Raw genomic sequence first — 26,983 nt, forward strand, 5'->3', positions numbered from 1 at the left:
AGGATCAGGTGCCTATTTGGGCGCTAAAATCATGATCATCTGCTTGCCTTCCATCCTCGGTTCGTATTCGACCTTGGTGGTAGGCTCGAAATCAGCTTTCACCTTGTTGAGCAGTTTCATGCCCAGTTCGGGGTGCGCCATTTCACGGCCGCGGAAGCGGAGCGTTACCTTGACCTTGTCGCCTTCTTCGAAGAAGCGCGTCATCGCCTTGGCCTTCACCTCATAATCGTGGATATCGATATTGGGGCGAAGCTTGATTTCCTTGATTTCGACGACCTTCTGCTTCTTGCGCGCCTCGGCCTTTTTCTTCTGTTCCTGGAAACGGTACTTGCCGTAATCGAGGATCTTGCAGACAGGCGGGTCAGCGGTGGGAGACACTTCGACGAGGTCCAGACCGGCTTCTTCAGCGGCTTCCAGGGCGGAGGAGGTCGGCATGATGCCTTGCTTCTCGCCGGCGGCGTCGATTAACAGGACGCGAGGGACTTTGATGTCCTGATTGATTCGGGGGCCGTCTTTGGGAGGCGGGGTTTGGATTGGGCGACGAATAGGTCGTTCTCCTGAGTCTATTGATACGAATTGCGCGGATTATGACGAAACAAGGGGTTGGTTTCAATCCCCTATGCACCGGAAAGGTTAAATAGCCGCTTATATTTCGGGATTTGAGCCGCGCAAGTGTCTATGTAAGCAATGTGCGGTAAACATCAAGGGTGCGTTCGCACATCAAAGGCAGGCTGTACTGGTCTTTGACGTGTTCACGACCAAGGTGGCCCATCTCGAATCGATCGTGTTCCGGCAAGGCGATGGCGGCCTTCATGGCGTCGGCCCAGGCATGGGCGTCACCCGGCTTGACCAGCCAGCCCGTCTCACCGGGGAGAACGGTCTCGACCGTGGCGCCATGGTCGGAGGCCAGCGGCGGACGTTGCATGGCTTGCGGCTCGACGGCGGTACGGCCGAAAGCTTCCGGTTCGAGCGAAGGGGCCAGCGCATAATGACAGGCGGTATAGGCCGAGGGCATGTCGGCGCAATGGCCGACAAGTTTGACCCGTTCCTCAAGGCCGTATTTGTGGATGCTGTCCCTGAGCGCCTTGGTATAGTCGCTACGGCCCTGGTCATCGCCGACCATGACGATCAGGAAATTGTCGATATCCTCATGGCGCAGCATATTGGCGGCCTCGACGATCAGCGCCTGGCCTTTCCACTTGGTCAGGCGGCCGGCCAGCAGAAAACGGATACGGCCGTCGCCGGACAGCACACCCCATTCCTGTTCAAGTTTCATGATCTTGCGGACATCGAAGGCCTCGGAATCGAAACGCTTCATATCGATGCCGCGCGGGATGTCGATCACCTTTTCCGGCGAGACCTTCGGATAGGCTTTCAGGATATGGGCGCGGGTGAAATCCGAATTGGCGATGATCGTGTCGGCGCGGGTCATCTGGCTGTTGTACCAGCGTTTCAGGGCCGATTTGGCGTTATAGATGCCGGCATAGGTGGCGACGCTGCGGACGCCCTCGGCTTTCGCAGCCTTGATGGCGGCCATGGCCGGCGCCCGCGAACGGACGTGAACGATATCGATGCTTTCACGCCGGATCAGGCGGCGGAGCGCCTGGTAATTCTGCCACTGCACGAACGGGTTCTTGCTGTGGACTGGCAGGTGAATGACCGTGGCGCCTTTTTTCAGCAGTCTGTCTTCCAACCGCCCACCCTTCGTGGCGACGATCGAGCGCCCGCCGGCCGCGATGATCGCCTCGCTGATATCGACCACGGTCTGCTCGACGCCACCGGTATCGAGTTCGGGGACGACCTGCAAAACGCTGGCTGAGAAGGTGGATTTGGGCATCAAGACTCTTGCGGGAGGGATACGGCGCGGTTAAGCCATTTTATCATAACGCAAATTCCAGCGAAAAAGTGGCAATACGTCTTTTAAATCACCAAAGTCTCTCATCTTCAATTTGGTTCGCAAATTGAAGATGAGAGGCGGAAAACGTAAAATATAGAGTAGGCAATGCGCATGGATATACCTTCTGTTCAAGAGCCTGCCGAATGGCTGGATACACCGCAGGGCGACCACCTCGCTTATCGGCGCGTCCGGGGCGAGGGGCCGACCGTCCTGTGGCTGGGTGGCTTTCTGTCCGATATGACCGGCAGCAAGATCACGCGCCTGACCGAAGAGGCCAGGGCGCGCGGCTGGGATTGCCTGTGTTTCGACTATTTCGCGCATGGGGAAACCGGTGGTGATTTCAATGAAGCGCGCGTCGGGCGCTGGCTTGGCAATGCGCTGGCGGTTCTCGATCATCTGACGCAAGGCCCTGTGGTGGCGGTCGGTTCCTCTATGGGCGGGCATATACTATCGCTGCTGATCAAGGCGCGGCCGGATCGCATCAAGGCGGCGGGCTTTCTGGCGCCAGCGGCCGATTTCGCCACGGCCCTGATGCTGCCGTCATTGTCGCCGAAGGAACGTCGCCAGCTTGAGGTGTCCGGCGTCCATATGATGCCGGGCTATGATCGGCCGGTGCCGTTGTCGCAGGCCTTTTTCGCTGAGGCGGCGGATCACGAGGTATTGAACGCGGCGATCCCGTTTGAGGGGCCGGTGCGTATCCTGCACGGGATGAAGGATGACGTGGTGCCCTGGCAACATGGCCTGCGCCTGCTGGAAACGGTCACGACGCCGGATGCGCATATCCATTTGATCAAGGATGGTGACCATCGTCTGTCACGACCGCAGGATTTGGACCTGTTGGTCGATATGGTGGCGGAGTTGCGCGACTAGACCATCCGTTCCTTCAAATGCTCTCCAACCCTGAGCGCATTCGCCACCGCAGTCAGGGTCGGGTTGACTGACGAACTGGAGACGAAGAAGGACGTGTCGACGACATAGAGGTTGTCGAGATCGTGCGCCTTGCAGTTGATGTCGAGCACACTGGTCGAGGGATCGCGACCGAAGCGAAGTGTGCCGCACTGGTGCGCCGTGCCGTAAAGCGGCAGCAAGGAATCGATCTGGAAGTGCGGCTCAAACAGCGTGTGCTGGCGCAGGGAAAAGCTCTTCAGAGCGTGTTCGAGCTTTTGCGTCAGTTTCAGGTGGGCCGGCAGGTTGTTCGGCGTGTAGGTCAGTTTGATCTGGCCGGTTTCAGTGACGGTGACACGGTTCTCCTCGCGTGGCAGGTCCTCTGTCATGGTCAGGAAGGCGACCATATGGCGGGCGAGGTCGTTGGTCAGGAAATCGGGAAGCAGGGCCGGCGGGATGATATCTGATATCTGGCCTTCAAGGGTCTGGCCGGACATATATTCCAGTAACTGGATCTGGCCCATCGGGTAGGGATAATCGGGCGCGCCGAAATAGAAATCATTGACCGCGAAGGTCTTGGGGAAGGTCGAATCGAAATGGTCGGCCATGATCGAAATGACCGCCGAGGTGGTGTGGAACATATAGTTACGCCCCACCAGTCCGGAACTGTTGGCGAGGCCATTGGGGTGCGACGCACTTTCCGATTGCAGCAGGATGGCGGCGCTGTTGGCGGCGCCGGCTGACAGGGCATAGAGGTCGGCGGCGAAGGTTTGCAGGGTGCCGCTTTCGTTTTCTGTCACCACACCGGTGACTGATTTGCCGTGCGCTTCGATGCGCTTGACCTTATGGCCAGTCAGAATCGTCACGTTCGGCAGGTTACGGATCGGATCGATGACGATGCTGCGGGCATCGCTCTTGGCCTTGAGCAGGCAGGGATAACCGCCGCAGGTGGTGCAGCGGACGCAATGCGAGGTCAGGGGATTGGCGTCGTCGCGGTTGATACCCAGCGGCAAGGGCGAGGGATGCCAGCCGATATCCTGAAAATGCTGTTTGAGTTTGGCGACGCCGGGGTCGTCCATCAGCGGTGGGTATGGGAAGGGCGGATCGTCCGGTTGATCATTGGGGTCGATGCCGCGCTCGCCATGAACGCGCCACAGGGCCTCGGCCTTGTCATACCACGGCGCGAAGTCGGCGTAGGAGAGCGGCCAGGCCGGCGACAGGCCATCCGAGTGTTCGACCGACTCGAAGTCGCGTTTTTTCATGCGCATCAGGGCGGCGCCATAGAAGGTGGTGTTGCCGCCGACCCAATAGTTTGTATTGGGCGTGAAAGGCTTGTTGGCCTTGTCGAGCCATTGTTCCTTGGTGCGGTAGCGGTGGTCGATGAAGACAGCTTTTGAATCCCAGTTCTGCGGCTCAACCGGCAGTTCCTGGCCGCGTTCGAGGATCAGGATTTTCTTGCCGGTATTGGCCAGGGCATAGGCCAGGGTGCCGCCGCCCGCGCCGGAGCCGATGATGATCAGGTCGTAATGCCGGGATTCGGTCGCAGCGGTCGCTTGAGGCATAGGCTACTCTTTTAATTGATATTTCTTGGCGCCCCAGCGGATCAGCGGGGTGATCAGACCATCGGGTAAAAGCGTCATGGCGGCGACGGCGATCTTGTTGAACAGGCCGGTGACGATGACCTCGCGCCCGGCTTCATTGGCGCGGATGGCGGCCTCGACCACGGCTTCGGCGGTCTGGACAAAACGGGCGGGGTTGGTTTTCAGCACCGCGTCCATGCCATTTGAGTGCTGAAATTCGGATTCGGTCGAACCGGGGCAGAGGGCGGTGACGTTAATGCCCTTATCGGCCACTTCGGCGGCGAGCGAACGCGAGAATTTCAACATGTAGGCTTTGGCGGCCGGATAGAGGGTATGGCCCGATGCGCCGGGCGAGAAGGCGACCATGGAGGAGACATTGATGATCCGGCCATAGCCTTGAGACAGCATGTGATCGAGCAGTTCGCGCACCAAAAGCGTCGGGGTAGTGACGCAGACCTCTATAAAGTCAAGCTGTTGCTGTGCTGTCGTGGCGGCGAAGGTATGGGCCAGCGAATAGCCGGCATTATTGACCAGGCCGTCGGGACTGATCCCGGACAGTTTCAGATAGATCAGCAGTTCCTGCACGGATTCGCGTTTGCCGAGATCGGCGGCAAAAGGCAGAACCTCTATGCCGTGACGTTCGCGCAATTCAGCCGCCAGCGCCTCCAGCCGGTCGAGACGGCGCGCCACCAGAACCAGATTGCAGCCGCGCGCCGCATAGGACCGGGCGAACTGCGCGCCGATACCGGAAGAGGCGCCGGTGATCAGGTATGTTTTTGCCGGCATGAAACGCTCCCTGAGTCGTTGTTTGACGCTATGCCTTTTTACCGGCTTGTACAGAGGTGAGGATGGCGCTCAGGCCTTCGCGGTAGGTTGGATAACGCGGCCGCCAGTCCAATTCGGCCTTGGCGCGGGCATTGGAGACGCGTTTGTTATCATTGTAGAAGCGCTGCATCTTGCCGCTCAAAGCTGGATCATCCCAAGCGATCACCGGCGGCAGGGGAAGGCCGCATAGCTCAGCCGCGTATTCCAGCACCGTATCGGCCGAGACGGGTTCATCATCGCAGAGATTATAGATGCCGCCGGGGCGCGGCTGTTTCAGGCTGGCCATCAGGGCGGTGGCGCAATCGTCATGGTGCAGACGAGAGAAGACATGGCCGGGCTTATGGATGCGTCGCGCGGTGCCGTCGATCAGCCGCTCGATGACATTGCGGCCGGGGCCATAGAGGCCGGGGAGGCGAAACACCTGCGCGCCGGCACTTAGCCATTGGCTTTCGGCGAATACGCGACGGCGGCCTTCGGCGGAGGTCGGTTCCAGAGATGAATCCTCGAACACCCAGCCGCCATTGCGGTCGCCATAGACGCCGGTGGTGGAGAGATAACCCATCCACTTTTGCGCCGGTGCGGGTGAAAGCGCCGCAAAGGCCGGGCAGCCGGCATCATCGGGGGCGGGCGTGATCAGGACGGCGTTTGCGGAAGCATAGGCTTCTGCCAACGCGGCGTGATCGGCCGGATCGATTGCTGTAAGGCCCTGTGCGGTCAGGGTGTCGCGTTTTTCGGCTGTGCGCGCGGTGGCGGCGATATCGTAACCGGCGGCGCGGGCGGCATCAGCGAAGGCGGCGCCGATAAAACCATAGCCAAAGATCAGCAGCTTTTCGTTCAAGGGGCGTCGGTAGCGAAAACGGACGCCGAGGTGGCGGACGCGGCGGCCTGATGAGCGGCGGTGAGTTTCTCACGCTGTGCCCGTTCCACGGCCTGCTTATGGCGGCGGGCATCGCGTTCACGCACCATGCGGTAATAATCCGGTGTCTCGATGGCATGACCAAACGGCCCCGGCGAACGCGTACCCTGACCCTGTGGCCAGACGAAGCTCAGCGCGATCATGAGCAACGCGATCAGGGCGGCGGCGGGATAGAATATCTTGGCGTTCATGGCGGCTTTTATAGGCAATTCAACGGAGCGGCGCCAGCCCCTTTTATTGTATAAGATACCCTCTTGTGTGATGCCGATACCACACCATATCGGAACCATCAGGCTGTCGCCTTTTGAGGGGCGGCCGGACACTCAATCCGCCGAAATGGGGAACCAACCACAATGAATATCGAAAAATATTCCGAGAAAACTCAAAAGCTTATCCAGAGCGCGCAAGGTATCGCCCAAGCCCGCAACCACCAGTATTTCAGCCCGGTGCATGTGCTCAAAGCGCTGACCGAGGACAAGGACTCGCTGTCCAGCCAGTTGATCCAGCTTGCCGGCGGTCGCGCCGATGCCTTCGCCGCCTCGGTTGACCTGGGCTTGAGCAAGTTGCCCTCGGTGACCGGCGGTGCGCAGCTCTATATGGCCAATGAAACCGCCAAGCTTTTCAATGACGCCGAAAACGACGCCAACAAGGCCGGCGACAGCTTTGTCACCGCCGATCGCCTGCTGGTCGCCGCCGCCGACAACAAGGAAGGCGCCGAAGCCCTGAAAGCGGCCGGCATTTCGCTCGGAAAGCTGAAAGATGCGCAGGCCGCCTTCCGCAAGGGCAAGCCAGCCGACAGCGCTTCGGCTGAAGCCGGCTTTGACGCGCTCAAGAAATATGCCCGCGACCTGACCCAGGCCGCGCTCGACGGCAAGATCGATCCGGTTATTGGCCGCGATGAAGAAATCCGCCGCACCATTCAGGTGCTGGCGCGCCGCACCAAGAACAATCCGGTCCTGATCGGTGAACCCGGCGTCGGCAAGACGGCCATCGTCGAAGGCCTTGCGCAGCGCATCATCAATGGTGACGTGCCGGAATCACTGAAAGACAAGAAACTCTATTCGCTCGACATGGGATCGCTGATCGCCGGCGCGAAATATCGCGGTGAGTTCGAGGAACGCCTGAAGGCCGTACTCAATGAAGTGACGCAGGCCGAGGGCCAGATCGTACTGTTCATAGACGAGATGCACACGCTTGTCGGCGCCGGTAAGGGCGACGGCGCGATGGACGCGTCCAACCTGCTCAAGCCGGCCCTGGCGCGCGGCGAACTGCACTGCGTCGGCGCCACCACGCTGGATGAATACCGCAAGCATGTCGAGAAGGACGCGGCGCTCGCCCGGCGTTTCCAGCCGGTGTTCGTCACCGAGCCGACCGTGGAGGACACCATCTCGATCCTTCGTGGGTTGAAGGAAAAGTACGAGGTCCACCACGGCGTGCGCATTTCCGACTCGGCCATCGTTTCGGCAGCGACGCTCTCGAACCGCTATATCGCCGACCGTTTCCTGCCCGACAAGGCCATCGACCTGATCGATGAGGCGGCATCGCGGGTGCGCATGGCGGTTGATTCCAAGCCGGAAGAACTGGATGAACTCGACCGCCGGATCGTGCAGTTGAAGATCGAACGTGAGGCCCTGCAAAAGGAAACCGACGCCGGCTCGAAGACGCGCCTCGAAAAACTTTCCGAAGAACTGGAAGACCTGGAAGAAAAGTCCCTGGCCCTGACCACACGCTGGAAGTCGGAGAAGGACAAGGTTGGCTCGGCCGCGCGTTCCCGCGAAGCATTGGAGCGCGCCCGCATCGATCTGGCCAATGCCCAGCGCGCCGGCGACCTGCAAAAGGCTTCCGAGATCATGTACGGCATCATTCCGGCGCTGGAAAAAGCACTGGAACGGGCCGAGCAGGCATCACAGGACGAGGTTTCGCCGCTGACGCCGGAAGTGGTCGATTCGGCGCAGATCGCCCAGGTCGTGTCACGCTGGACTGGTATTCCGGTCGACAAGATGCTGGAAGGCGAGCGCGACAAGCTGCTGCGCATGGAAGACGTGCTGCGCAAACGCGTGGTCGGGCAGGATGAAGCCCTGTCCGCTGTGGCGGATGCTGTGCGCCGGGCGCGGGCGGGCCTGAAAGACCCGAATCGTCCGATCGGTTCGTTCCTGTTTCTGGGGCCTACGGGCGTCGGCAAGACCGAACTGAACAAGGCATTGGCCGAATTCCTGTTCGATGACGAGACGGCGATTACTCGGCTTGATATGTCGGAATATATGGAAAAGCACTCCGTTTCGCGCATGATCGGCGCCCCTCCGGGCTATGTCGGTTATGACGAGGGCGGCGCGTTGACCGAGGCTGTCCGCCGCAGGCCCTATCAGGTTGTACTGTTCGATGAGGTCGAAAAGGCGCACCCGGACGTGTTCAATATCCTGTTACAGGTGCTCGATGATGGCCGCCTGACCGACGGGCAGGGACGTGTGGTCGATTTCCGCAATACCCTGATCGTCATGACCTCGAACCTCGGTTCCGATGTGCTGGTCAGCATGGAGGAAGGCGGCGATATCGAGGTCATCCGGCCCTTGGTGCTCAATGCCGTGCGCAAGCATTTCAGGCCGGAATTCCTCAACCGGATCGACGAGATGATCCTGTTCCATCGCCTTGACAAGGCGCACATGCACGACATCGTGCGCATCCAGCTCAAGGGCCTGGAAAAGCTGATGGCCGACCGGGAAATGACGCTCAGCATCGACGATGCCGCGCTGAACTACCTGGCGGACAAGGGCTATGATCCGGCCTATGGCGCGCGGCCGTTGAAGCGGGTGATCCAGAAGCTGCTGGTCGATGAGATTGCCCGCAAGATCCTCAGCGGCGAGGTAACGGATGGCGATGTCATCCATGTCGGCTTCGATGGCGAGGCGCTGAGGATCGGCAAGCCCACCGTGAATTAATGGGGTTTGGGGTCATGGACCCCAAACCCCATATGTTTACGGAGGTCTGCTGGCAGTCCCTAGGGGAGTCGAACCCCTCTCTTCAGGTTGAAAACCTGACGTCCTAACCGATAGACGAAGGGACCGCATCGGCAGAGGCGGTTCTTTGACCGATCCGTGTGAATCGGTCAAGTCTTGTCAGCCGTTTTACACAGGCGAATTAGTCGCGCAGCAGTTCGTTGATGCCGGTTTTGGAACGCGTCTGAGCATCGACGCGCTTGACGATAACCGCGCAGTAAAGATTTGGTGCAGCGGTATTGGCAGCGGCATTGGAGGACGGCATCGAACCGGCCACGACCACCGAATAGGGCGGTACTTCGCCATAGGTGACTTCGCCGGTGGCGCGGTCAACGATGCGGGTCGACTTGCCGATAAAGACACCCATGCCGAGCACGGAGCCTTCGCGGATAATACAGCCTTCGACCACTTCCGAGCGGGCGCCGATGAAGCAATTGTCCTCGATAATGGTCGGCGAGGCCTGCAACGGCTCCAGCACGCCACCGATGCCGACGCCGCCGGACAGGTGGACGTTCTTGCCGATCTGGGCGCACGAGCCGACCGTGGCCCAGGCATCGACCATGGTGCCTTCATCGACATAGGCACCTATATTGACGAAGGACGGCATGAGCACGACGTTTTTGCCGATAAAGGCGCCGGCGCGGACAATGGCGCCCGGCACGGCACGGAAGCCGGCCTCGGTGAAGTCCGTTGCGTTCCACTTGGCGAACTTGTTCGGCACCTTGTCCCAGAAGGGACCGATCGGTGCCTGCTCAAACAGGCCGCGGCCGGTGTGCATAAGTTCGTTGCCATTGAGGCGGAAGGACAGCAACACGGCTTTTTTCAGCCAGTCATGCGTAATCCACTGACCGTCTTTTTTCTCAGCGACGCGGAAACGGCCGCTGTCGATCAGGTCGATGGCGCCCAGAACCGCTTCGCGGAAACGACCATGATAAGACGGAGACAGGGTGTCGCGGACCTCCCAGGCGGCTTCGATATCATCCTTGAAGGCGGCGAGGTCGGACATGGCGGAACCCTTATGTTAAATTCGGCTCAGGGCATAAGGGGCAATGACGGGAGGATCAAGCCTTAATTGCCGCGATTGCGCACCTGGTCTCCTCTGGGGTGGCTTAAGAGACTTTCAAAATTACAATTGCTGTTAACGTGCATATACCCATTTACCGCGGCGTAAATGTGAATAAGGTGAAGTTAATATAACGGTTGTGGGGCGCTTGATGTTGAAATTCCTGACAAAACTGATCTCTGTCATTATCTTTATCGCCTTTGCGATGAATATTCGTATCGCCGCAGCCGATGAACTGACGGAGAAAAAGTTCAAATTTTTAGGCAACGTGACGTGGGAGTGTGACGATCGCTTCGCTTTTGACGGCGCTGAAGGGGGGCTTCATGACACCACCAGCGCGCTTAAGTTTGATATGGATGGCAACGGGCGGTTTACCGGTTTCATGTCGACCAGCCTGCCATACGGTGAGGGCCAGTTTAATCGCCGTTACACCTTCTCAGGCTATGAATTTGATGAAGATGGCAAGGTCGGGGTTGTGATCGATAATTTTACGCTCATATCCCGCGATAATCTGCCGGAGGGTTTTGGCTGGCGCGATCTGGATCGCATTACCTACTACATAAACCTTGTCGATGATGCGATGAGCCTTGAAGGTGTTTGGGAAGATAAGAGCGGTGGCCACAGCCGGACAGACTGCGGTTAAGGCTGCGTCAAAAAAGCCTTCAGCGACGGGCTGCGGAAATCGACGTGGCTGTCGCTGTTGTCGAGCGCTTTGGGGCCGACGAGGATCGTCTTCATGCCGAGTTCATGGGCCGGTTTCAGATTTTTCGGACTGTCCTCGAAGAAGGCTGACATTTCGGGTTTTACCGCATGGACGGCCATCATTTTCTCGAAGGTTTTCAGGGCAGGCTTGGGAATCCATTCGGCGTGTTCGAGATGGAAGACACCGTGAAACAGTTCCGCCATGCCCATGTGATCGAGCAGTCGGATGGCGTGGCGCTCGTCGCCATTGGTGAAGACCAGTTTGCGACCGGGCAGGGCGTGGATCATGCCGTTCAGGTCTGGATCTGGCGCCAGGGTGTCGAGAGAGACATCATGCACCTCGTTGAGGAAGATGTAGGGATCGATATTGTGATAGGCGACCAGTCCGGCGAGGGTGGTGCCGTGTTCATGGAGATATTGATCGCGTAAGCGTGCGGCCTCCGCTGGCGGCAGGCCGGTCTCGCGGATCATGAAAGCGGCCATCTTCGCCTCGACCTGCGACATGATGTTCGCTTCATGCGGATAGAGCGTCTGGTCGAGATCGAAGATCCAGGTATCAATATGGGCGAGTTCTGGTTGCATGAACTTTGTCTAGGTGGGGATGGCCGGAAAAGCAAGAAACCCCACCACCGCATCTAACCGTTTCCCGGTGTCGAGCGGTTCCCCTCCCCAACACGTTGGGGAGGTATAAGAAAAGGAGATAATCAGGCTGGATCGGCCTGAATAAGCGTACCGGCGCCATGTTCGGTGAATAGTTCGACCAGCATGGCGTGCGGGCGGCGGCCATCGAGAATAACCACGGCCTCGACACCGGACTCGACCGCCATGATCGCCGTTTCCAGCTTGGGGATCATGCCGCCATTGGCGACGCCGGAGGCGATCAGGCTACGCGCTTCGGAAATTGTCATCTGACGGATCAGGTTCTTGTTTTCGTCCATGACACCGGCGATATCGGTCAGCAGCAACATGCGTTTGGCGTTGAGCTTGCCGGCGACGGCGCCGGCTACGGTATCGGCGTTGATATTGAAGGTATGGCCGTCATCCGACACGCCGATCGGGGCGATCACCGGTACGTAATCGTGGTTCGGATCGTCGATCAGGGTGCGCAACAGCTTGTCATCGACGTTTTTCGGCTCGCCAACGAAACCGAGATCGACGACCTGTTCAATCATCGAATCCGGATCGCGTTTGATCCGGGTGGCCTTCTCGACCGTGATCAGGCCGGCGTCCTTGCCCGAAAGGCCGACGCCGCGCACATCGGCTTCGCGTCCCGCCTGGGTGATCCAGTTGGCGATTTCCTTATTGACCGCGCCGGAGAGCACCATTTCGGCGATCTCCATCGTGGCGTCATCGGTTACGCGCAGACCGTCGATAAAGGTCGACTTGACACCGGCGCGGCCGAGCATGGCCGAAATCTGCGGTCCGCCACCATGCACCACGACCGGGTGGATGCCGAGCAGCTTGAGCAGCACGATATCCGAGGCGAAAATCTTCGCCGTTTCGGCTTCGCCCATAGCGTGGCCGCCGTATTTGATCGTCACGATCTCACGGTCATAGATCTGAATATAGGGCAGGGCCTCGGCGAGTTGCTTCGCGGTGGCCCAGCCACGTTCCTCGGAGGAGTCGATCTCGGTCTGAATAATCATGCGCGCGCATTAGCGGATATGTATGTCGCTGTCATGAATTTTTTCAGGTTACGCCGATTTCCGCTGAGAAAACCGCGTGGCGGTGAGCGTGTCGGAGACGGCGCAGGTCTTGCTGTCGATCCAGTTCAGCGCCCGCATGTGGCTGCGCACAGCCGATTCCGGCAGGGTGGATTGCGCGCCCTTGGGATAGACGATCCAGATCGGAGCGTGAGGCAGGTGCTGGATCAGTTCGGACAGGGCGGCAGTGAGTTCGGTCGGTTTTCGCGCCACCGCGATCGACAAGGCCGCCTGCATCGGATCGGTGGTGACGGCGTTCAGCAGGGCTTTGTTGAGGGCGGCGTCCTCGGTATGGCCCCAGACCAGCGCCTTGTGAGCGGCATCGACACCGAGTTTCTGTGCCAGCAAGGGCGGGGCGGTGGTCAGCTTTTCCAGCCATTTCACCGCCTGGCCTTCCGGCAGCGCCAGAGCATAGGGCAGGCCGCTGTGTTCGAACAGCAGTTCATGATTGACCACACGCAGGTCTTTCAGTTCGGCGATGGGTAAGGTTTTGCGAAACGCGCCACGCAGAATCAGGTCTCGGCTTTCCAGCAGGGCATGAGCGTGGTGGCTTTCGTGCCCGACCCGCACTTCGCTTTCGGCTTCCAGACCCATGACGGCACCTCTTTCAGACGTGAGATTATCACGTCTGGCAGCGTCCGCAATTATGACGGCCTTACAAGGTCACGCCGCAGGTCTGCATGATTTCGAGGCGCAATTCCGGAATGCCGAGGCCGGTTTCCGACGAGGTGGCCAGCACGATCGGGTGGGCGGCCGGGCGTTTCCTGATGCCGGCTTGCGTCGCTTCGATCACCCTGGCCCGTTCAGCAGGTTTGATCTTGTCGGCCTTGGTGAGCACGATCTGATAGCTGACGGCGGCCTTGTCGAGCGCATCCATCGGCTCGTTATCGACCTCTTTCAGGCCGTGGCGGGCGTCGATCAGCAAATAGGCGCGCTTGAGGTTCGGCCGGCCGCGCAGATAATCACGGCCGAGGTTCTGGAACTTCTTGACCGCCACCTTGGAAGCGCGCGCCCAGCCATACCCCGGCAGATCCACCATGTGCAGGGCGTCGTTGAGCAGGAAGAAATTCAGTTCGCGTGTCCGACCGGGTTCATTGGAGGCGCGCGCCAAATGATTCTGCCCAACCAGCGCGTTGATCAGTGATGACTTGCCGACATTGGAGCGGCCGGCGAAGGCCACTTCCGGCAGTTCGGCGGAGGGCAACTGATCGACGCTTACAGCGCCCATGACGAAAGAAACCGGGCGGGCGAAAAGCACCCGCGCGGCCTCGATCTCAGCGGCGTATTGTTCGGCTTCAGATTCGGTCACGCGGCTTTTTTGCCTTTGTTCATCAGCGCATTCAGCTTCTGGAATCCGGTATCGATCGGGTTCGAGACCTTGAGGCGGTGCATGATGGAATATTGCTGGAGAATGGTCAGGATATTGCTCCAGATCCAGTAGATGATCAGGCCAACGGCGACTTGGGTCATGAAGAAGGTCAGCATGATCGGCATAAAGCTCATCATTTTCTTCTGCATCGGATCGACGCCGGTCATCGGGGTCATCTGCTGGCTCAGCCACATCGAGCAGCCATAGAGGATAGCGATGACGCCGATATGCAGTGGGCCATTGAGCATGGTGCCAATCATCGGCACAGTGGCGGGGTCGTAAGGCAGGGCGCCGAACAGATTGAAGATTGTGGTGCTGTCGCGGGCCGAAAGATCGTTGATCCAGCCAAAGAAGGGCGCGTGACGCATTTCGATGGCCAGCATCAGCACCTTATACAGGCCCCAGAAGACCGGCAGTTGCAGCAACATGGGCAGGCAGCCACCGAGGCCTGCCATCGGATTGACCTTTTCCTCCTGGTAGAGGGCCATGGTCGCTTCCTGCGTCTTCTGAGCGTCGCCCTCATAGCGTTTCTTGATGGCGTCCAGCTTCGGCTTCAGGCGTTCCTGCACCTGCTTCATCTTGGTCATCGACTCATAGGACTTATGAGCCAGCGGATAGAAGACCAGCTTGACGATAACGGTCAGCGACAGGATGGCGAGGCCGAAATTGCCAATCAGGCTGTAAAGTTTGTCGAGCAGCCAGTACATCGGATAGGTGATGACGCTGAGCATGCCCCAGTCAACCGCCCAGTGGAAGCGCGGGATGTGCAGACTGTCTTCGTAGATCTGGAGCTGGGTGTTCTGCTTGGCGCCGGCGAAGACGTGCGATTGCGATTTCCAGGTTGTGCCGGCCGCCAGGGTCACCGGGGCGTCGACATAGCCGCTGCGGAAGACGGGCACACCATCGGTGACGATCGCCTTTGCGGTGTAGGAAACAGCCTGGGCCTGGCTGGGGATGACGGCCGCCATCCAGTATTTATCGGTTATACCATACCAGCCGCCGATCGAATCCTGGCTTTCAAGCGCCTTGCCGCCCTTGGGCTTGGCCATGTCCTTATATTTCAGGGAGGCCGTGCGGTAATCGCCAGGTTTCGGCTTGTCCATGATCTTGGAATAGGTGGCGATGGCGCCTTCATGGACCACGGCCTCCTTGCCGGCATGTTCGGGCATGCCGCTGCGCATGACGACCGAGAAGGGCTGGAAGCTGACGGGCGTGCTACCGGTATTGGTCACCGCGTCGTCTGCGGTGATCATGTAGTTGGCGTCGATGCTCAGGGTGCGCGTGAAGGTCAGGCCGGTGCCGTTGACATAGCTGAGCACGACCGGCTGGCCGGGGCTGAGCACGCTGCCGCCCGTCTGGGTCCAGACGGTGTTGTTATCCGGCATTCCGGGGACGTTCTGGGCGAAGTAGGCCGATTGCACATAGTAGGCGTTCTTAGCGCCGGCGGGCGTCAGCAACTCGACCGGATCATTTTTCTTATCGACGGTCTGATCGTACTTGATCAGATAAAGATCATCGATCAGCGCGCCCTTGAGAGAGATGCTGCCCTTGAGCGACGGCGTATTGATGATCACGCGCGGCGAGGCGGCCAGGGCCTGTTCGCGGGTGAGCGCGGTCGAGACCCCGCCCATTGGCAGACTGGCGGCGGCGCTGGAAGAGGCGGAAGCGGCGGCCACGGCCTGTGCGGCTTCGCGTTTCTTCTGTTGCGGTCCGAAGACGAAGAACTGATAGAAGGCCAGCAAAGCCATGCTGACGATCAGGAAATAGATCATATTCCGGTTGTCGGTATCTTTATTCATCGAACGGTCTTTGTTTCCTGGGAAGATTCTACAGTTTTCTCGGCCTTGGGGCGGGCAAGCCTTATCAGGGCCGCTTTAACATCGTCAAGTAAAGCCTGCCAATCGCGCGAAACCGTATCGGCGCGGGCGATCAGCACATAGTCATGTCCGGGCTTGCCAAATTGCGGGATCATCGCCTCGGCGGCTTCGCGCAGGCGGCGCTTGGCGCGGTTGCGCACCACGGCGTTGCCAATCTTTTTGGTGGCGGTGAAGCCGACCTTGATCGCGTCGTCATCACGCGGCCTCGCCTGCACGACCACGCCGGGACGCGCCTGCCAGGCGGCCTTGGCGGCGGCTAAGAATTCTGCGCGGACTTTGAGGCGAGGGATCATGGATGCTTGTTTGTTGCGCTACCGCTGCGCTGCCTGAGCGCAATAGATGATGAGCCATGCCGGAAATACAAGAAGAGTCCTTAAGCGGCTTAAGGACTCTTCTTAAAATTCAGCAGTGCGAGGACGCGATTAAGCCGTCAGGCGCTTGCGGCCCTTGGCGCGGCGGCGGGCGACGATCTTCTGGCCGTTCTTGGTGGCCATGCGGGTGCGGTAGCCGTGGCGGCGCTTGCGCACGAGGCGGCTCGGCTGATAGGTACGTTTCGTTCCCATGGGGGACTCCGATTGGTTTAGGCGGGCACTGTAAAAGAGCCGGAATTGCGTAAAGAGGCGCGTGGATAGTCCAGCCACGGAGCCTTGTCAATAATATTTGGGGCGATTTGGCTAAAATGCGGCTATCGCGCCGGAATTCTGCTATATATACAACGAAGCCATATCAGGATCAAAGGTTTACGTGTTCGATCAGGGCAAATCAGGCGGAAACTACCTGCGACCGGAGAAGCCTCGCCGGCCGGAAAGGCGCGTGGGATTCTACGCCGAACGCCTGAGCCATGCGGCGCGTGTCATCGCCAGTTTTTCCGTGAAATATGGCCTGATCGGCTTCAATCTCGCCCGCGATTTCGTGCTCAGCCTGTCCGGGCAGCTCCTTATATTCACCGTCGTCTTTATCGCCATTGTCGAAGCGGTGATCGTCATCCCGTCACTGGCGTCGGATCATGAGCGCTGGCTGCTCGACAAGGTACGTCAGGCCGAACTGGTGTCGCAGTCGATCGACGTGGCGCAAAATAATGCCGTTTCCAAGGAGGTTTCCAACCAGCTTCGCCGCAGCGCCGGCGTGCTCTATCTGGCGGTTGAGATCAACGGCGAAAGCTTCCGGCTCTACGATTCCAAGGTCGGCGTGCCCGATGAGGTGCTGGACCTGCGCCAGTCGCACAAGAACCTGATCCACGACATCCTTTATCTGTGGGCGCCGTGGAATACTTTCATGGGCCAGCCCGACCGGCTGATCCATGTGGTGGCCCAGCCCAAGGTGCGTGGCGGCCAGGAGATCGAAATCGTCGTCCGGGCGGAACCGCTTAAGACCTATCTCAAGTCCAGCCTCGGCAGCATGTTGCGGGTATCGCTCAGCATTTCGTTCCTCGCCGGCTTCCTGGTCTTTATCGGTCTGTCGGTGTTTATCGTGCGGCCGATCCGCCAGCTGACCAAGGGCATTGTCCGTTTCAAATCCAATCCCGAAGACGCCACCGCCAGGCATAAGCCTTCGGATCGTCCGGATGAAATCGGCCAGATCGAGCGTGAAATGGCCTCGATGCAGGATGAGGTGCGTCTGGCCCTGCGCTCGCGCGCCCGGCTGGCGGCGCTGGGGCAGGCCGTTTCCAAGATCAATCACGACCTGCGCAACATGCTGACGGCGGCGCAGATGGCCTCGGACCGGCTGGCCAATTCGGCTGATCCGACCGTCGCCAAGGCGCTGCCGCGTCTCGAACGGGCGCTCGATCGCGCCGTATCGCTGGCGCAGAATGTCCTGACCTATGGCAAGTCCGACGAGCAGACGCCGCAGATACAGATTGTCCGGCTGAAAGAACTGGCTGAAGCGGCTGCCGAGGATGCCGGACTGGCGCCGGAAGGCGTGCGGTTTATCTCCAAGGTCGCCAAGGGCTTCAATCTGGAGGTTGACCCTGAGCAACTGCACCGGATGCTGGTCAATCTGATGCGCAATGCTCGCCAGGCGATCGAATTGCAGCCCAACCGCAAGGTGCGCGGTCGCGTCACCCTGACGGCGATCAAGACCAGCGAGGAAGTCCTGCTGATCGTCTCGGACAACGGCCCCGGCATCCCCGAAAAACTGCGCGAGAAACTGTTCCAGCCGTTTACCTCCAGCACCACGCCGGGCGGTTCCGGGCTTGGCCTTGCCATTGGCCGTGAACTGGCGCAACTGCACGGCGGCGATGTCCGTCTGGTCAGCAGCGACGCGGACGGCACGACGTTTGAAGTGCGTCTGCCCCTAAAGCCCTAAAAAGCAGCCTTAACGGAGTAGATCGTGGAATTTGAGGAATTGCTGGAACTGGCGCGTGACAGCTATGTCGGCCAGTTCGCCGATTTTGTCGATAAACAGGCGGCCCTGTTCGACAAGGGGGCGGCCGAGGTCAAGCTACAGATTTCGGGCGACAGCGAATACTACCGTAACTATTTCTGCGCCGATTTCGCTTCGAATGACGATGACGGTCATATTGTCGAACTGGCGGCCGAGGAGGAGGTCACCTTCGATCCGGTCGAAGTGTCGCTCGGCAATATGGAGATAACGATCAACCGGCTGGTGTGGAACGACATCACCATAGCTTCCAATGACCGTACCTTGCTGGCCGGCGATTTCGCCGAATGGTTCGAGACCTGGTTCGATCCGGAAGAGACCACGTTTGATCCGGACACGCGATTCTCGGCCTGCATCCATTCGCTGAAGGTGGATTCGACGCAGGTGACGGTCGATTTCGGCACCGCGCCGATCACTGCTCTGGCCGATCTGCTGATGCGCTTTGAAAGCCTCGGCTGCCAGTCGCTGACGGTTAACTGAGCAGACGCTCGATATAGTCGGGCACCACCTGCGTGGCGGGGCCTAAAATCTTCTCATCGAACAGGCTGTGACCGAGTGACGGCTCCAGATTGAGTTCCACTGTATGGGCGCCGGCGTGTTTGGCGGCAGAGACAAAGCCCGCCGCCGGATAGACATTGCCCGATGTGCCGATGGAGAGGAACAGGTCGCAGGCTTCCAACGCCCGCTCGACCCTGTCCATTTCTAAGGGCATCTCGCCAAACCAGACAATATGCGGACGCAGGTCCGATTCGACCGGGATATCCGTATGCCAGTCCTGCACAGCGCCGGTGACCACATGGCGCGCTTTCAGCAGTTCGCCGTGCATATGGAGCGGCGGTGCGGCGTCGGCGGCTACATGGGCGCGGTCGTGCAGGTCATCGACATTCTGCGTCACCACCAGCACCTCATGCGCCGGGTTCGCCGCCAGCCGGGCCAGCGCATGGTGAGCGGCGTTGGGCTGAACTTCGGCCAGTTGCCGGCGGCGCTGATTGTAAAACTCCTGCACCAGGGCCGGATTGGCTGCGAAGCCCTCCGGCGTCGCCACGGCCTCGACGCGGTGGCCGCACCACAGGCCATCCGACGCGCGGAAGGTCGGTACGCCCGATTCCGCCGAAATGCCCGCACCGGTCAGGACGACAATCTTCATTTTACGACCACGCCTTCGCGGCGCGGATCACTACCGCCATCGAATGATCCGTCCGGCTGGAGCAGGATGCCGTTCAGGCCCGATTCCTCGCCAGCCAGTGGCGACAGTTTATAGCCCATCGCTGTCAGGCCGTCCCAAACCGTTGGTTCCATGCGGGTCTGCTCGATGCGGATCATGTCGCCGCGCGCCACCACGATGGGCAGATTGATGGCGTCCTGCATCGACAGCTTCCAGTCCAGAATCCCGATCAGGGTTTTCAAATTATAGGCCAGGATCGCCGAACCGCCAGGCGAACCGACCGCGGCGATAACCTTTTTGCCGGTGGAATCAAACACGATCACCGGTGACATCGACGAGCGCGGGTGCTTGCCGGGGGCCACGCTATTGGCCACCGGTAGGCCATCGATCGTTTGCGGGCTGAACGAGAAGTCGGTGAGCTGGTTATTGAGGAAGAAGCCGCCGACCATCCGGCCGGTGCCGAAAAAGCTCTCGACCGTCGTCGTCATGCTCAGCACATTGCCGTAACTATCGCGGATCACGAAATGCGTGGTGCCGCCGGGTTCCAGCGTCTTGTCCATCGCCACTTTCATGGCCAGGTCACCGGCTTTTGGGGCCACATTGACGGTGCCGATATGGATCAGCGCCGAACGGCCCTTGAGGTAATCGGGGTTCAGATAGGCGTCCTGCTGCGAGTTAAACAGCGCGGTATCGGCCTCATATTGGTCGCGGTCGGCATACATCAGACGCTCGGCCTCGATAACGACCTGCCAGGCGCGCGGATCATGCACGCCCCATTCGGCCAGGGGCTGGGCCTCGGCGATTTTCAGGCCCTGCAACAGGGCGATGCCGCCGGAAGGCACATTATTCGAGCAGACGATATAGATGTGATAGGTGATGCAGACCGGTTTGCCGGCATAACCGCCCACCGTGGCATAGGGCGCGGTGGTGGTGACCTTGACCCTGTAGGCCGACAGATCGCCCAGGGCCATGCCGCCAGGCAGGGGGGCTTCGTGCGTCCTGGCGATGATGGCTTCGGCGATCGGCCCCTTGCGGAAAACCTCGCTGCGCTGGTGGGCGAAGGCGCGCAGGGTCTCGGCATAGGCCGGGTTTTTGACGATGTCGCCGGTTTTGCGATAGCCGCCCTGACCGTCACCCAGATAGGCGATGAAATCGGGTGTGTGCTTTTCGGCAAAATCGGCATTTTGCAGATAATTGCCGAGGCGGTTTGTGATGGTGAAGCCGTTATCGGCTAGTGTGGTGGCGGGCACGAACAGGCTGGCCCAGTCCTGGTTGCCGTGGTCCTTCTGCGCCTGGTCGAGCAGGAACATGGCGCCCGGCACCCCCGTGGCGCGGCCGGAAACAACAGCATCCTTGAAGGCGAGTGGTTTACCGTCTGCGCCCATAAAGAGATCAGGTGTGGCGGCGGCGGGCGCCGTTTCACGGCCGTTATAGTCGCTGATCTGGCCGGTTTTGGCGTCGTAGTAAAGCATGAAGGCGCCGCCGCCGAGGCCGGAGCTTTGCGGCTCGACCAGTCCCAGAACGGTCTGGACCGCCACGGCGGCGTCGGCGGCCGTTCCGCCGCGCTTGAGTATATCCATGCCGGCCTGGGCTGCTTCCGGTTCTGCGGCGACGATGATCGGTTCGATATGCGATGTATCGTTCGCGGGGAGGGTAGCGCAGCCCGTCAGGATCAACCCCAGGCCTGCGATTAGGAACGATTTCAGGGGGACGGGTCGCATGGGGCACTCCAACGGGCAGTATTTACCGGCACTATATAGGGGTATGAAGCGTCACTGGCAGGGCGATCAACAAAAAATCATCAATTCGGTGGAAAAAGTGCCGATCCGGCCTTGCCTTTGCCGTGAAGCTCAACTAAATGTCCGCGCCTTGCCGGAGGGTTCGCTCTGAAGGCTTTGAATAGATGCGCACTCGTAGCTCAGCTGGATAGAGCATCAGACTACGAATCTGAGGGTCGGGCGTTCGAATCGCTCCGAGTGCGCCACTTCAAAAGACTAAATAGCCTCCCTTCGGGGAGGCTTTTTTATTGCATGAACGTCTACAAACTCTTGTAAAATAAGTTAAAAGCGGGCGTTTCGGTCCTGGCTCGTTGGCGGTGAACGCCCTAAGCGCGTGCATATTTTGTTCGGAAATTTTCCCATTTCGTTCGGAAAATTTACTGTACGAGGGTTTGTACGGGGGTAGCGGGGTGTGGTGAAATCTGTGGATAATTTTCGGGTTGACTGCCGAGTCCGTTCGAAATCAGAAAAAGCGATCCAGTTGCCCCTTCGTGGCGTTGCACATGCGCCTATAGGTGCCGCCTACGGGGCGCCCTTGCAGACCCTAATTTCCGCATTTGGCCCTTAGGCGACATCGGCTTTCGTTCTGACGCGGCAAAAAGCGGACATCCATAGCGGCATTCTCGTTTTAGCAGCAACGGGCGCGCATGGACCGCCGATAGCTCAACTGAAAGCCATTTTGCAATTTATTCTGTGCTCGAAGTACTACTCCAACCCGAAAAATCCATTTTCACGGTTTGATGAAATTTCGCTCATAGTGAAGACGGAACTCTCAGAGCTCAACATCCCAATCGGGTTTTCCTGGCCCTAACCTCTCGACATACGCTCGTTCATCATCGTCGATAAAGGTGGCGCGATACAAGGCAGAGGTTTTGTCGAGGATGGATCGCCGCAGAGGTGCGATCCGTTGAAAATCGGGTGACACGATCCACGCCAGTTCAGTCGCAGAGTCAAGTTCCACGCGGTAAACACCGCTGGCAGGTCGCGCTTGCCCATCCTCGAGCTTTAGTAGACGCCTGTAGTTTAGAATCTTCCAGGCTGGAGCACTTGCACCGGTGACCTCACCGCGAAACCGTCGCCACAAAGCGGATGTATCGGCTGTCGGCCAATCTACTTTCGCCGTTCGAGCTTCGACGTCTTCGCCGAGTAACCATTCCCGTAGGCCAGCGGAGTCGGTAAACGATGGTTTTGCCGACTGGATCGCTGCGAGTGCCGCCTTCCGAGATGGTAGGCCTGCGCGAATTAGCATGGCCATCATGATGCTGGGTACGCCAGTCTCGGCGGCGGCGGCGCCACCCCCAGCGAACTCTTCGGGCTCCCATCCGCCAGCAATTCGGCGCATGCGAATGGCCTCTATCGCTGACCTACTGGCAAAGACACCGCTCAACGAGGAGCAGGAAAAGTACGTCCAGATTTTCCAGCGAGCCGGCGACAATCTGCTCAACCTGATCAACGATATTCTCGACTTGTCAAAGGTCGAGGCGGAGCAACTGGAACTCGAACGCACAGGCTTCACCTTGGTGGGCCATCTTGAAAAGGTTATGGAGATGGTGTCGGCGCGGGCGCAGGAAAAAGGCTTGGCGCTCATTTTTGACATTGCACCCAATGTGCCAGGAGACTTGATCGGCGATCCGACGCGCTTGCGCCAAGTGTTGCTAAATCTCATCGGCAACGCTATCAAGTTCACCGCGTCGGGCAGCGTCTCTCTCTCTATGTCGATCTCGACGAGACATCGTCATCGCAGACCGTGCTGCGCTTTGCCATCACTGACACTGGCATCGGCATCGTCAAACACAAGCTCGGCAAAGTGTTCGAACGCTTCACCCAGGCGGACTCATCGATGACGCGGCGCTTCGGCGGTTCCGGCCTTGGCCTGACCATTTGCAAGCGTCTGGTCGAGCTGATGGGCGGCCGTATCTGGGTCGAAAGCGAGCTGGGCCGGGGCAGTGTCTTTGCCTTTACGGCACCGCTGGAAATTTGGCCGATCAACAACCGACCCGTCACGCCGCAGATCGACAGCGCCGCCGATGCGCAACTGCCGCCGCTGCGTATCCTGCTGGCCGAAGACAGTCCCGACAACTGCGTCATCACCATCGCCTATCTCGAACACACGCCCTATGTTGTCGATATTGCCAGCACTGGTGCCATCGCCTGCGACATGTTCGAAACTGGTGACTACGATCTCGTCCTAATGGATCGGCAGATGCCAGTGATGGACGGGCTGACGGCGACGCGATGGATAAGGCAGTGGGAAAAGGACAATGAGCGCCCGCCCATTCCGATCTTGGCGCTAACGGCGTCGGCGCTGAAAGGAGACCGCGAAATGTGCCTGGCCGCCGGTTGCACATCCTTCCTGACCAAGCCGATCAAGCAAGATGTGTTGCTGAACGCCATCAAGCAGAATCTACCGGAACTGCACATGTCGTCAGACGAGCGGGTCCGCCGAGACCGGCTTTCGCCCGCCATTAATGCCAAGTTGACCCTCCTAGCGCCTAAATACCTTATCGATTGTCGCAGCAATATAGCCGCCATGACCGACGCCTTGGAGCGCGAGGACTTCGACTCGATCAAGTTCCTTGCCCACAATCTGAGCGGCTCGGGCGGCGCGTACGGATTCCAGAGCCTGACCGACTTCAGCACCGCCCTCGTGCGGACGGCCGGCAACTATGACCTTATAGGCTCACAACGCTGGGTGGGTGAATTGTCCGGTTATCTGTTTGCAATTGACAAGATTGCCTTTCCGGCCATGAGCGCCCTGCCAGTTAACAACTTGACGGTCTAGCCGTTAAGTGCAGGGGCGGTTTCGTCCTTGCCATAAGTCATGATGTCGGCCGGCAGGCATCCGAGCATCAGACCGATCCTGCGCAGCCGATCAAAGCGACTGCCTAGCGGCTGTATGTCCGCTTCTGGTTTTTTTATCTCCCACAGCTGAATGTCTCGTTTGGGCGCGAAGACGAAATCGGGTTGTGGCCCGAAACGGACATTCGAGCCTTTTCCACACTGCACTCAGTGTTCACGCTTTCGCGCTACTTTGACGTGCATATTGCATTGGCGGCATTCCGGCGCTGCGCGCGAACGCCACGCTGAAAGCGCTAGCGGAGCTATACCCGACACGATCGGCGATCGCCTCCAGGCCGCCCATGCCACGCTGCAAGATGTTCTTCGCCAGTGCGATCCTCCAGTCCGAAAGGTATTCCATCGGCGTGATGCCTACGAGCTTCTTGAAGCGTTCGAAAAATACCGATCGGGAGAGTCCTGCTTCGCGGGCCAGTTGTTCAATGGTCCAATGTTGTCGTGGATCCGCATGCATGCGTCGGATTGCAACGGCTAGTCGGTCGTCGGCTAGTCCCCGCATCAAACCGGACGACACGTCGATGCCGGGAGACGAGCGCAGTGCCTCGATGAGGAGAACCTCCAGCAGGCGTTGAAGAACCATATCCCGCGCTGGTCGATCATGCTGGGCCTCGCTTCTGACGAAGTTCACCAGTGCCGCGAAACGCTCCTCTCCCCGTACATGTATCAGGCGCGGCAGAAGAGAAACCAGAAGGTTTGCGTCCGGCGAGCCGAACGCCAACCGACCTACGAGCATAGCCGACGTTCTGACCGGATGCCAAAGCAGTACCCACCTTGGTTTCGCTCTGCGACGCCAACGGCCAAATCGGCTTGGCCATCACCATTGAAGTCACCGACTGTGAAATAAGGATGGTAATCTGATTGAGCTTTCCAAGCTCCTATCGAGTGTGACCTTATCGCTTTGAGATCGTCGTCGCACCGACAATCATCGTCAACAAGCAAATGATAGCTAGGATGTTTTGCGAACCATGGAGTTAAAGCAGCTTCTGCGTCGTTGGAAATAAACTCAGGAATCGAGTCATTTCCGTAAATGGCAAGTATGACATTCGCCGAGATAAGAGTTGCTGCCAACAAATTCATATCGTTCCTCGCGGTATCGCCTAAATGATTACTACGTAAGATTACAAGGATGGCAACCGCTGTATGATTTGCCCTCAAAGTAAATTGGCTGCACGTCCGCTTTGGATCGGGCGGATAATGGCTAAAATGTCCGGATTGGGCGCACAGGTGCCATCATTCAGGTTTTTTAGCCGGCTCGGCATTCTTCATCTGGATCAGCGTTTGAGTTTGCAAGTTGAGTGATGGTACGCCCATTGCAGCTCTTAATGCGTCCGAGATCGCGGTACGATCATATGGTTCTTGCGTAGTGGCTTTGTCTTTGGGCGTCATGTACTGCGTGCCGAAGACCTGAGGTCGACCGATAGCAAGGAGATAACGGTCAAGTGTCGCGGCTGCAATCCACTTCGCAGCGGCTTTCCCACGTGCAACAGCAGCTGTTGCTAGGACATGGGCCTTCAAATAATCTGCTTCATTGTCACCATGCTGGTATACAAAGGCCGCGTGATAGAGGTCGTCGGCACTATGCAGCAGACCTTGATCAAGCAATTCACCGGTACGGACCCGGCGCTGGCGATCCGCTTCGCTTTGCATTGCGAAGTCCTTTGGTGGCCAGGTTTGACGGCTAGTTTGGTCAGCGTCGAAGATAGCAGTCATCTCAACATTGGTTGCCCGATAAAGTGAGGTAGGGTAGGTCTGGTTTTGATCCCAGCTACCCATCGACGCATTCGGGGCTTCGCGCACGAGAAGTAACGGCTCAACCTTTATGCCGAACGCGGAAAGCGTAAGATATTCGGCGGTAATCCCATCGCTATAATAAGAGGTGACATCGTGACCAATCCCGATGGCCGACAAGCGTATCTCACCTTCGGCCTCGATTTCGCCGACAACAGACCTAAGATGCCGCAACAAATAATCCGAACCGTTCTCCATCAGCGTGGAGTCATCGACCGGTGCACCATCTGAAATGATAATCAAAAACTTTCGGCTCTGCGTCAGGCGTTTTAAACGATCCCGTGCCCATTCGACGGCTTCCCCATCAATATTTTCTTTTGGCAGATCCGGGCGGAGCATGGGACGGAAGGCCCAAGAACCCGTACCACTCATGTGGCTGTTAGCATCGAGATAAATAACATGGAGCAGGTCGCAAAGTCGACCCGGCGATGGGACACGGCCACGATTGAGCCATTTCTGGCGTGATCGGCCACCTTTCCAGGTGGTAGTGGTGAAACCCAGAACCTCAACCGTGCAGCCGAGATTACGCGCGAAGTCTTGAAGACAATCGGCGGCAGCCGTCGCGAGCAACATGTTTTGCCCACGCATCGATCCCGATTGATCAATCAAGAGAACAAAACAGCAATCTTCAAGGACGTGAAGAGGCACGCTCGATCGAATGACGCCAGTGTGGTTTAGAGCGAGGATTTGTGTGCTCGCTTTCCATCCTGTAAGACCAGTTTCAAAATGCGCCCAGGCTTCCTTAAGTGCGATTTCGGCTGGATTCGATAGAGAACCGATCACGCTATCAAGGTCTTTGGCGGCGACTTCTCGATCAAATACGTTGGTATAACGTTTGTACGGCACCGCTGTTGAAGCTGCACGCCGCCGTTTTCCTAAAATGACATCCCAAAACCCCATGCTTATTGATACCACTCCCGCCGTGGAGATCAACTAAAGCTTGAGCCGGTGGCCCTGCGCTTGTCAGCATGCCAAGACCTGGTCACCTTTGACGTTGACCGACGTCGATGTCCGGTTTCGGGCGTGCCATGCAATCATCAATGAGATGTCCGCATCGGGCGCTGAGGCGAAGCCGAAACACAAGCCGAAGCAGAAACCGGATTGGGCAGAAAGCATTCGCCACTTAGTCGCCCTGCGGCTTCGAGGGAGGCCATGGTTGTGCCATCGATAGTGGGCGCATGCCGTCCGCCCAGGCCAAAGTCGA

26 protein-coding genes and 2 tRNA genes are annotated in these 26,983 nt (G+C 58.7%); 8 read left to right on the forward strand and 20 right to left on the reverse strand.

The genetic code is table 11. The features are described from left to right. Positions 1-12: 12 nt before the first annotated feature. A complete protein-coding gene (gene infC / locus VL130_RS16770; protein WP_026172629.1) occupies positions 13-534 on the reverse strand; it encodes a translation initiation factor IF-3 in 522 nt (173 codons plus the stop codon). A 142-nt stretch (positions 535-676) separates the two neighbouring features. Further along, positions 677-1,837: a glycosyltransferase family 4 protein gene (locus tag VL130_RS16775; protein ID WP_325364635.1), complete on the reverse strand. Its 1,161-nt coding sequence runs from the start codon at positions 1,835-1,837 to the stop codon at positions 677-679. 171 nt (positions 1,838-2,008) lie between these two features. On the opposite strand from VL130_RS16775, the gene VL130_RS16780 reads away from it, so the two are divergent. After that, positions 2,009-2,767, forward strand: coding sequence for an alpha/beta hydrolase (locus VL130_RS16780; RefSeq protein WP_325364637.1), 759 nt, complete (start codon positions 2,009-2,011; stop codon positions 2,765-2,767). Here the strand turns inward: VL130_RS16780 and VL130_RS16785 are convergent. Genes VL130_RS16785 through VL130_RS16800 form a run of 4 tightly spaced genes read right to left on the reverse strand, consistent with a single transcriptional unit; the run spans position 2,764 to position 6,294 of the window. Beyond that, positions 2,764-4,344, reverse strand: coding sequence for a GMC family oxidoreductase (locus VL130_RS16785; protein ID WP_325364639.1), 1,581 nt, complete (start codon positions 4,342-4,344; stop codon positions 2,764-2,766). The two genes, VL130_RS16780 and VL130_RS16785, sit on opposite strands and share 4 nt — an antisense overlap. A 3-nt stretch (positions 4,345-4,347) precedes the next feature. Further along, positions 4,348-5,148 (reverse strand): SDR family oxidoreductase, encoded by an 801-nt coding sequence (locus VL130_RS16790; protein WP_325364641.1) that lies wholly within the window; start codon positions 5,146-5,148, stop codon positions 4,348-4,350. Positions 5,149-5,176: 28 nt separating this feature from the next. After that, positions 5,177-6,025, reverse strand: coding sequence for an SDR family oxidoreductase (locus VL130_RS16795; RefSeq protein ID WP_325364643.1), 849 nt, complete (start codon positions 6,023-6,025; stop codon positions 5,177-5,179). Beyond that, positions 6,022-6,294, reverse strand: coding sequence for a hypothetical protein (locus VL130_RS16800; protein ID WP_325364645.1), 273 nt, complete (start codon positions 6,292-6,294; stop codon positions 6,022-6,024). The genes VL130_RS16795 and VL130_RS16800 overlap by 4 nt, the downstream gene beginning before the upstream one ends. 162 nt (positions 6,295-6,456) lie before the next feature. Here VL130_RS16800 and clpB point away from each other — a divergent pair, with 162 nt between their 5' ends. Next, positions 6,457-9,039 carry an ATP-dependent chaperone ClpB gene (clpB, locus tag VL130_RS16805; RefSeq protein WP_325364647.1) on the forward strand — a complete coding sequence of 861 codons (2,583 nt, stop codon included), beginning with the start codon at positions 6,457-6,459 and terminating at the stop codon, positions 9,037-9,039. A 50-nt stretch (positions 9,040-9,089) separates the two neighbouring features. Here clpB and VL130_RS16810 read toward each other — a convergent pair. After that, a tRNA-Glu gene (locus VL130_RS16810) sits at positions 9,090-9,164 on the reverse strand. Between the two features lie 74 nt (positions 9,165-9,238). After that, positions 9,239-10,102 (reverse strand): 2,3,4,5-tetrahydropyridine-2,6-dicarboxylate N-succinyltransferase, encoded by an 864-nt coding sequence (gene dapD / locus VL130_RS16815; protein WP_325364649.1) that lies wholly within the window; start codon positions 10,100-10,102, stop codon positions 9,239-9,241. 208 nt (positions 10,103-10,310) lie between these two features. On the opposite strand from dapD, the gene VL130_RS16820 reads away from it, so the two are divergent. Beyond that, complete coding sequence (locus VL130_RS16820; protein WP_325364651.1) at positions 10,311-10,802, forward strand: hypothetical protein; 492 nt, start codon at positions 10,311-10,313, stop codon at positions 10,800-10,802. Here VL130_RS16820 and VL130_RS16825 read toward each other — a convergent pair. From VL130_RS16825 to rpmH, 7 genes are all read right to left on the reverse strand, one after another. After that, positions 10,799-11,443 carry a pyrimidine 5'-nucleotidase gene (locus VL130_RS16825; RefSeq protein ID WP_325364653.1) on the reverse strand — a complete coding sequence of 215 codons (645 nt, stop codon included), beginning with the start codon at positions 11,441-11,443 and terminating at the stop codon, positions 10,799-10,801. The two genes, VL130_RS16820 and VL130_RS16825, sit on opposite strands and share 4 nt — an antisense overlap. Positions 11,444-11,565: 122 nt before the next feature. After that, positions 11,566-12,507, reverse strand: a complete 942-nt coding sequence (argB, locus tag VL130_RS16830; RefSeq protein ID WP_325364655.1) for an acetylglutamate kinase — start codon at positions 12,505-12,507, stop codon at positions 11,566-11,568. 48 nt (positions 12,508-12,555) lie between these two features. Continuing rightward, positions 12,556-13,158 carry a hypothetical protein gene (locus tag VL130_RS16835; RefSeq protein ID WP_325364657.1) on the reverse strand — a complete coding sequence of 201 codons (603 nt, stop codon included), beginning with the start codon at positions 13,156-13,158 and terminating at the stop codon, positions 12,556-12,558. 61 nt (positions 13,159-13,219) lie between these two features. Then, complete coding sequence (gene yihA, locus VL130_RS16840; protein ID WP_325364659.1) at positions 13,220-13,873, reverse strand: ribosome biogenesis GTP-binding protein YihA/YsxC; 654 nt, start codon at positions 13,871-13,873, stop codon at positions 13,220-13,222. After that, positions 13,870-15,732, reverse strand: coding sequence for a membrane protein insertase YidC (yidC, locus tag VL130_RS16845; protein ID WP_325364661.1), 1,863 nt, complete (start codon positions 15,730-15,732; stop codon positions 13,870-13,872). Before yidC ends, yihA begins: the two co-directional genes overlap by 4 nt. Further along, a complete protein-coding gene (gene rnpA, locus VL130_RS16850; RefSeq protein WP_325364663.1) occupies positions 15,729-16,103 on the reverse strand; it encodes a ribonuclease P protein component in 375 nt (124 codons plus the stop codon). Before rnpA ends, yidC begins: the two co-directional genes overlap by 4 nt. A gap of 129 nt (positions 16,104-16,232) precedes the next feature. After that, positions 16,233-16,373 (reverse strand): 50S ribosomal protein L34, encoded by a 141-nt coding sequence (gene rpmH / locus VL130_RS16855; protein WP_018080783.1) that lies wholly within the window; start codon positions 16,371-16,373, stop codon positions 16,233-16,235. Positions 16,374-16,623: 250 nt separating this feature from the next. Here rpmH and VL130_RS16860 point away from each other — a divergent pair, with 250 nt between their 5' ends. Further along, positions 16,624-18,117 (forward strand): HAMP domain-containing sensor histidine kinase, encoded by a 1,494-nt coding sequence (locus tag VL130_RS16860; RefSeq protein ID WP_325364667.1) that lies wholly within the window; start codon positions 16,624-16,626, stop codon positions 18,115-18,117. A gap of 24 nt (positions 18,118-18,141) precedes the next feature. Beyond that, on the forward strand, positions 18,142-18,672 hold the full coding sequence (locus VL130_RS16865; RefSeq protein WP_325364669.1) for a hypothetical protein: 531 nt from the start codon (positions 18,142-18,144) through the stop codon (positions 18,670-18,672). Here VL130_RS16865 and VL130_RS16870 read toward each other — a convergent pair. Together VL130_RS16870 and VL130_RS16875 are read right to left on the reverse strand one after the other, a co-directional pair. Then, a complete protein-coding gene (locus tag VL130_RS16870; protein WP_325364671.1) occupies positions 18,665-19,339 on the reverse strand; it encodes an NAD-dependent deacylase in 675 nt (224 codons plus the stop codon). The two genes, VL130_RS16865 and VL130_RS16870, sit on opposite strands and share 8 nt — an antisense overlap. Then, a complete protein-coding gene (locus tag VL130_RS16875; RefSeq protein WP_325364673.1) occupies positions 19,336-21,078 on the reverse strand; it encodes a gamma-glutamyltransferase family protein in 1,743 nt (580 codons plus the stop codon). The genes VL130_RS16870 and VL130_RS16875 overlap by 4 nt, the downstream gene beginning before the upstream one ends. Before the next feature lie 186 nt (positions 21,079-21,264). Between VL130_RS16875 and VL130_RS16880 the strand changes: the two genes are divergently transcribed. The 3 genes from VL130_RS16880 (at position 21,265) to VL130_RS16890 (ending at position 23,917) form a co-directional block, all read left to right on the forward strand. Beyond that, positions 21,265-21,341 (forward strand) — tRNA-Arg (locus tag VL130_RS16880). A gap of 1,140 nt (positions 21,342-22,481) precedes the next feature. Then, on the forward strand, positions 22,482-22,979 hold the full coding sequence (locus tag VL130_RS16885; RefSeq protein ID WP_325364675.1) for a histidine kinase dimerization/phospho-acceptor domain-containing protein: 498 nt from the start codon (positions 22,482-22,484) through the stop codon (positions 22,977-22,979). After that, entirely contained in the window at positions 22,883-23,917 is a 1,035-nt protein-coding gene (locus tag VL130_RS16890; protein ID WP_325364677.1) for a response regulator, read from the forward strand. Before VL130_RS16885 ends, VL130_RS16890 begins: the two co-directional genes overlap by 97 nt. A gap of 231 nt (positions 23,918-24,148) precedes the next feature. Here the strand turns inward: VL130_RS16890 and VL130_RS16895 are convergent, their stop codons facing one another. The 3 genes from VL130_RS16895 to VL130_RS16900 form a co-directional block, all read right to left on the reverse strand. Beyond that, positions 24,149-24,754, reverse strand: coding sequence for an AraC family transcriptional regulator (locus VL130_RS16895; RefSeq protein ID WP_325364882.1), 606 nt, complete (start codon positions 24,752-24,754; stop codon positions 24,149-24,151). Continuing rightward, on the reverse strand, positions 24,715-25,068 hold the full coding sequence (locus tag VL130_RS19575) for an FG-GAP repeat protein (RefSeq protein WP_414636310.1): 354 nt from the start codon (positions 25,066-25,068) through the stop codon (positions 24,715-24,717). Before VL130_RS19575 ends, VL130_RS16895 begins: the two co-directional genes overlap by 40 nt. A gap of 153 nt (positions 25,069-25,221) precedes the next feature. Next, positions 25,222-26,679 carry a cobaltochelatase CobT-related protein gene (locus VL130_RS16900; RefSeq protein ID WP_325364679.1) on the reverse strand — a complete coding sequence of 486 codons (1,458 nt, stop codon included), beginning with the start codon at positions 26,677-26,679 and terminating at the stop codon, positions 25,222-25,224. Positions 26,680-26,983 lie beyond the last annotated feature (304 nt).

Source organism: Asticcacaulis sp. (genome assembly GCF_035497195.1).
Lineage (GTDB): Bacteria > Pseudomonadota > Alphaproteobacteria > Caulobacterales > Caulobacteraceae > Asticcacaulis.

Coding starts and splice junctions, on each gene's coding strand:
- VL130_RS16800 (WP_325364645.1), bottom strand. CDS start 6,294: ATGAACGCCAAGATATTCTATCCCGCCGCCGCCCTGATCGCGTTGCTC.
- argB (WP_325364655.1), bottom strand. CDS start 12,507: ATGATTATTCAGACCGAGATCGACTCCTCCGAGGAACGTGGCTGGGCC.
- clpB (WP_325364647.1), top strand. CDS start 6,457: ATGAATATCGAAAAATATTCCGAGAAAACTCAAAAGCTTATCCAGAGC.
- VL130_RS16825 (WP_325364653.1), bottom strand. CDS start 11,443: ATGCAACCAGAACTCGCCCATATTGATACCTGGATCTTCGATCTCGAC.
- VL130_RS16775 (WP_325364635.1), bottom strand. CDS start 1,837: ATGCCCAAATCCACCTTCTCAGCCAGCGTTTTGCAGGTCGTCCCCGAA.
- VL130_RS16870 (WP_325364671.1), bottom strand. CDS start 19,339: ATGAAGATTGTCGTCCTGACCGGTGCGGGCATTTCGGCGGAATCGGGC.
- VL130_RS16835 (WP_325364657.1), bottom strand. CDS start 13,158: ATGGGTCTGGAAGCCGAAAGCGAAGTGCGGGTCGGGCACGAAAGCCAC.
- VL130_RS16785 (WP_325364639.1), bottom strand. CDS start 4,344: ATGCCTCAAGCGACCGCTGCGACCGAATCCCGGCATTACGACCTGATC.
- VL130_RS16780 (WP_325364637.1), top strand. CDS start 2,009: ATGGATATACCTTCTGTTCAAGAGCCTGCCGAATGGCTGGATACACCG.
- rpmH (WP_018080783.1), bottom strand. CDS start 16,373: ATGGGAACGAAACGTACCTATCAGCCGAGCCGCCTCGTGCGCAAGCGC.
- VL130_RS16790 (WP_325364641.1), bottom strand. CDS start 5,148: ATGCCGGCAAAAACATACCTGATCACCGGCGCCTCTTCCGGTATCGGC.
- VL130_RS16875 (WP_325364673.1), bottom strand. CDS start 21,078: ATGCGACCCGTCCCCCTGAAATCGTTCCTAATCGCAGGCCTGGGGTTG.
- dapD (WP_325364649.1), bottom strand. CDS start 10,102: ATGTCCGACCTCGCCGCCTTCAAGGATGATATCGAAGCCGCCTGGGAG.
- rnpA (WP_325364663.1), bottom strand. CDS start 16,103: ATGATCCCTCGCCTCAAAGTCCGCGCAGAATTCTTAGCCGCCGCCAAG.
- VL130_RS19575 (WP_414636310.1), bottom strand. CDS start 25,068: ATGAATTTGTTGGCAGCAACTCTTATCTCGGCGAATGTCATACTTGCC.
- VL130_RS16900 (WP_325364679.1), bottom strand. CDS start 26,679: ATGGGGTTTTGGGATGTCATTTTAGGAAAACGGCGGCGTGCAGCTTCA.
- VL130_RS16885 (WP_325364675.1), top strand. CDS start 22,482: ATGGCCTCTATCGCTGACCTACTGGCAAAGACACCGCTCAACGAGGAG.
- VL130_RS16820 (WP_325364651.1), top strand. CDS start 10,311: ATGTTGAAATTCCTGACAAAACTGATCTCTGTCATTATCTTTATCGCC.
- yidC (WP_325364661.1), bottom strand. CDS start 15,732: ATGAATAAAGATACCGACAACCGGAATATGATCTATTTCCTGATCGTC.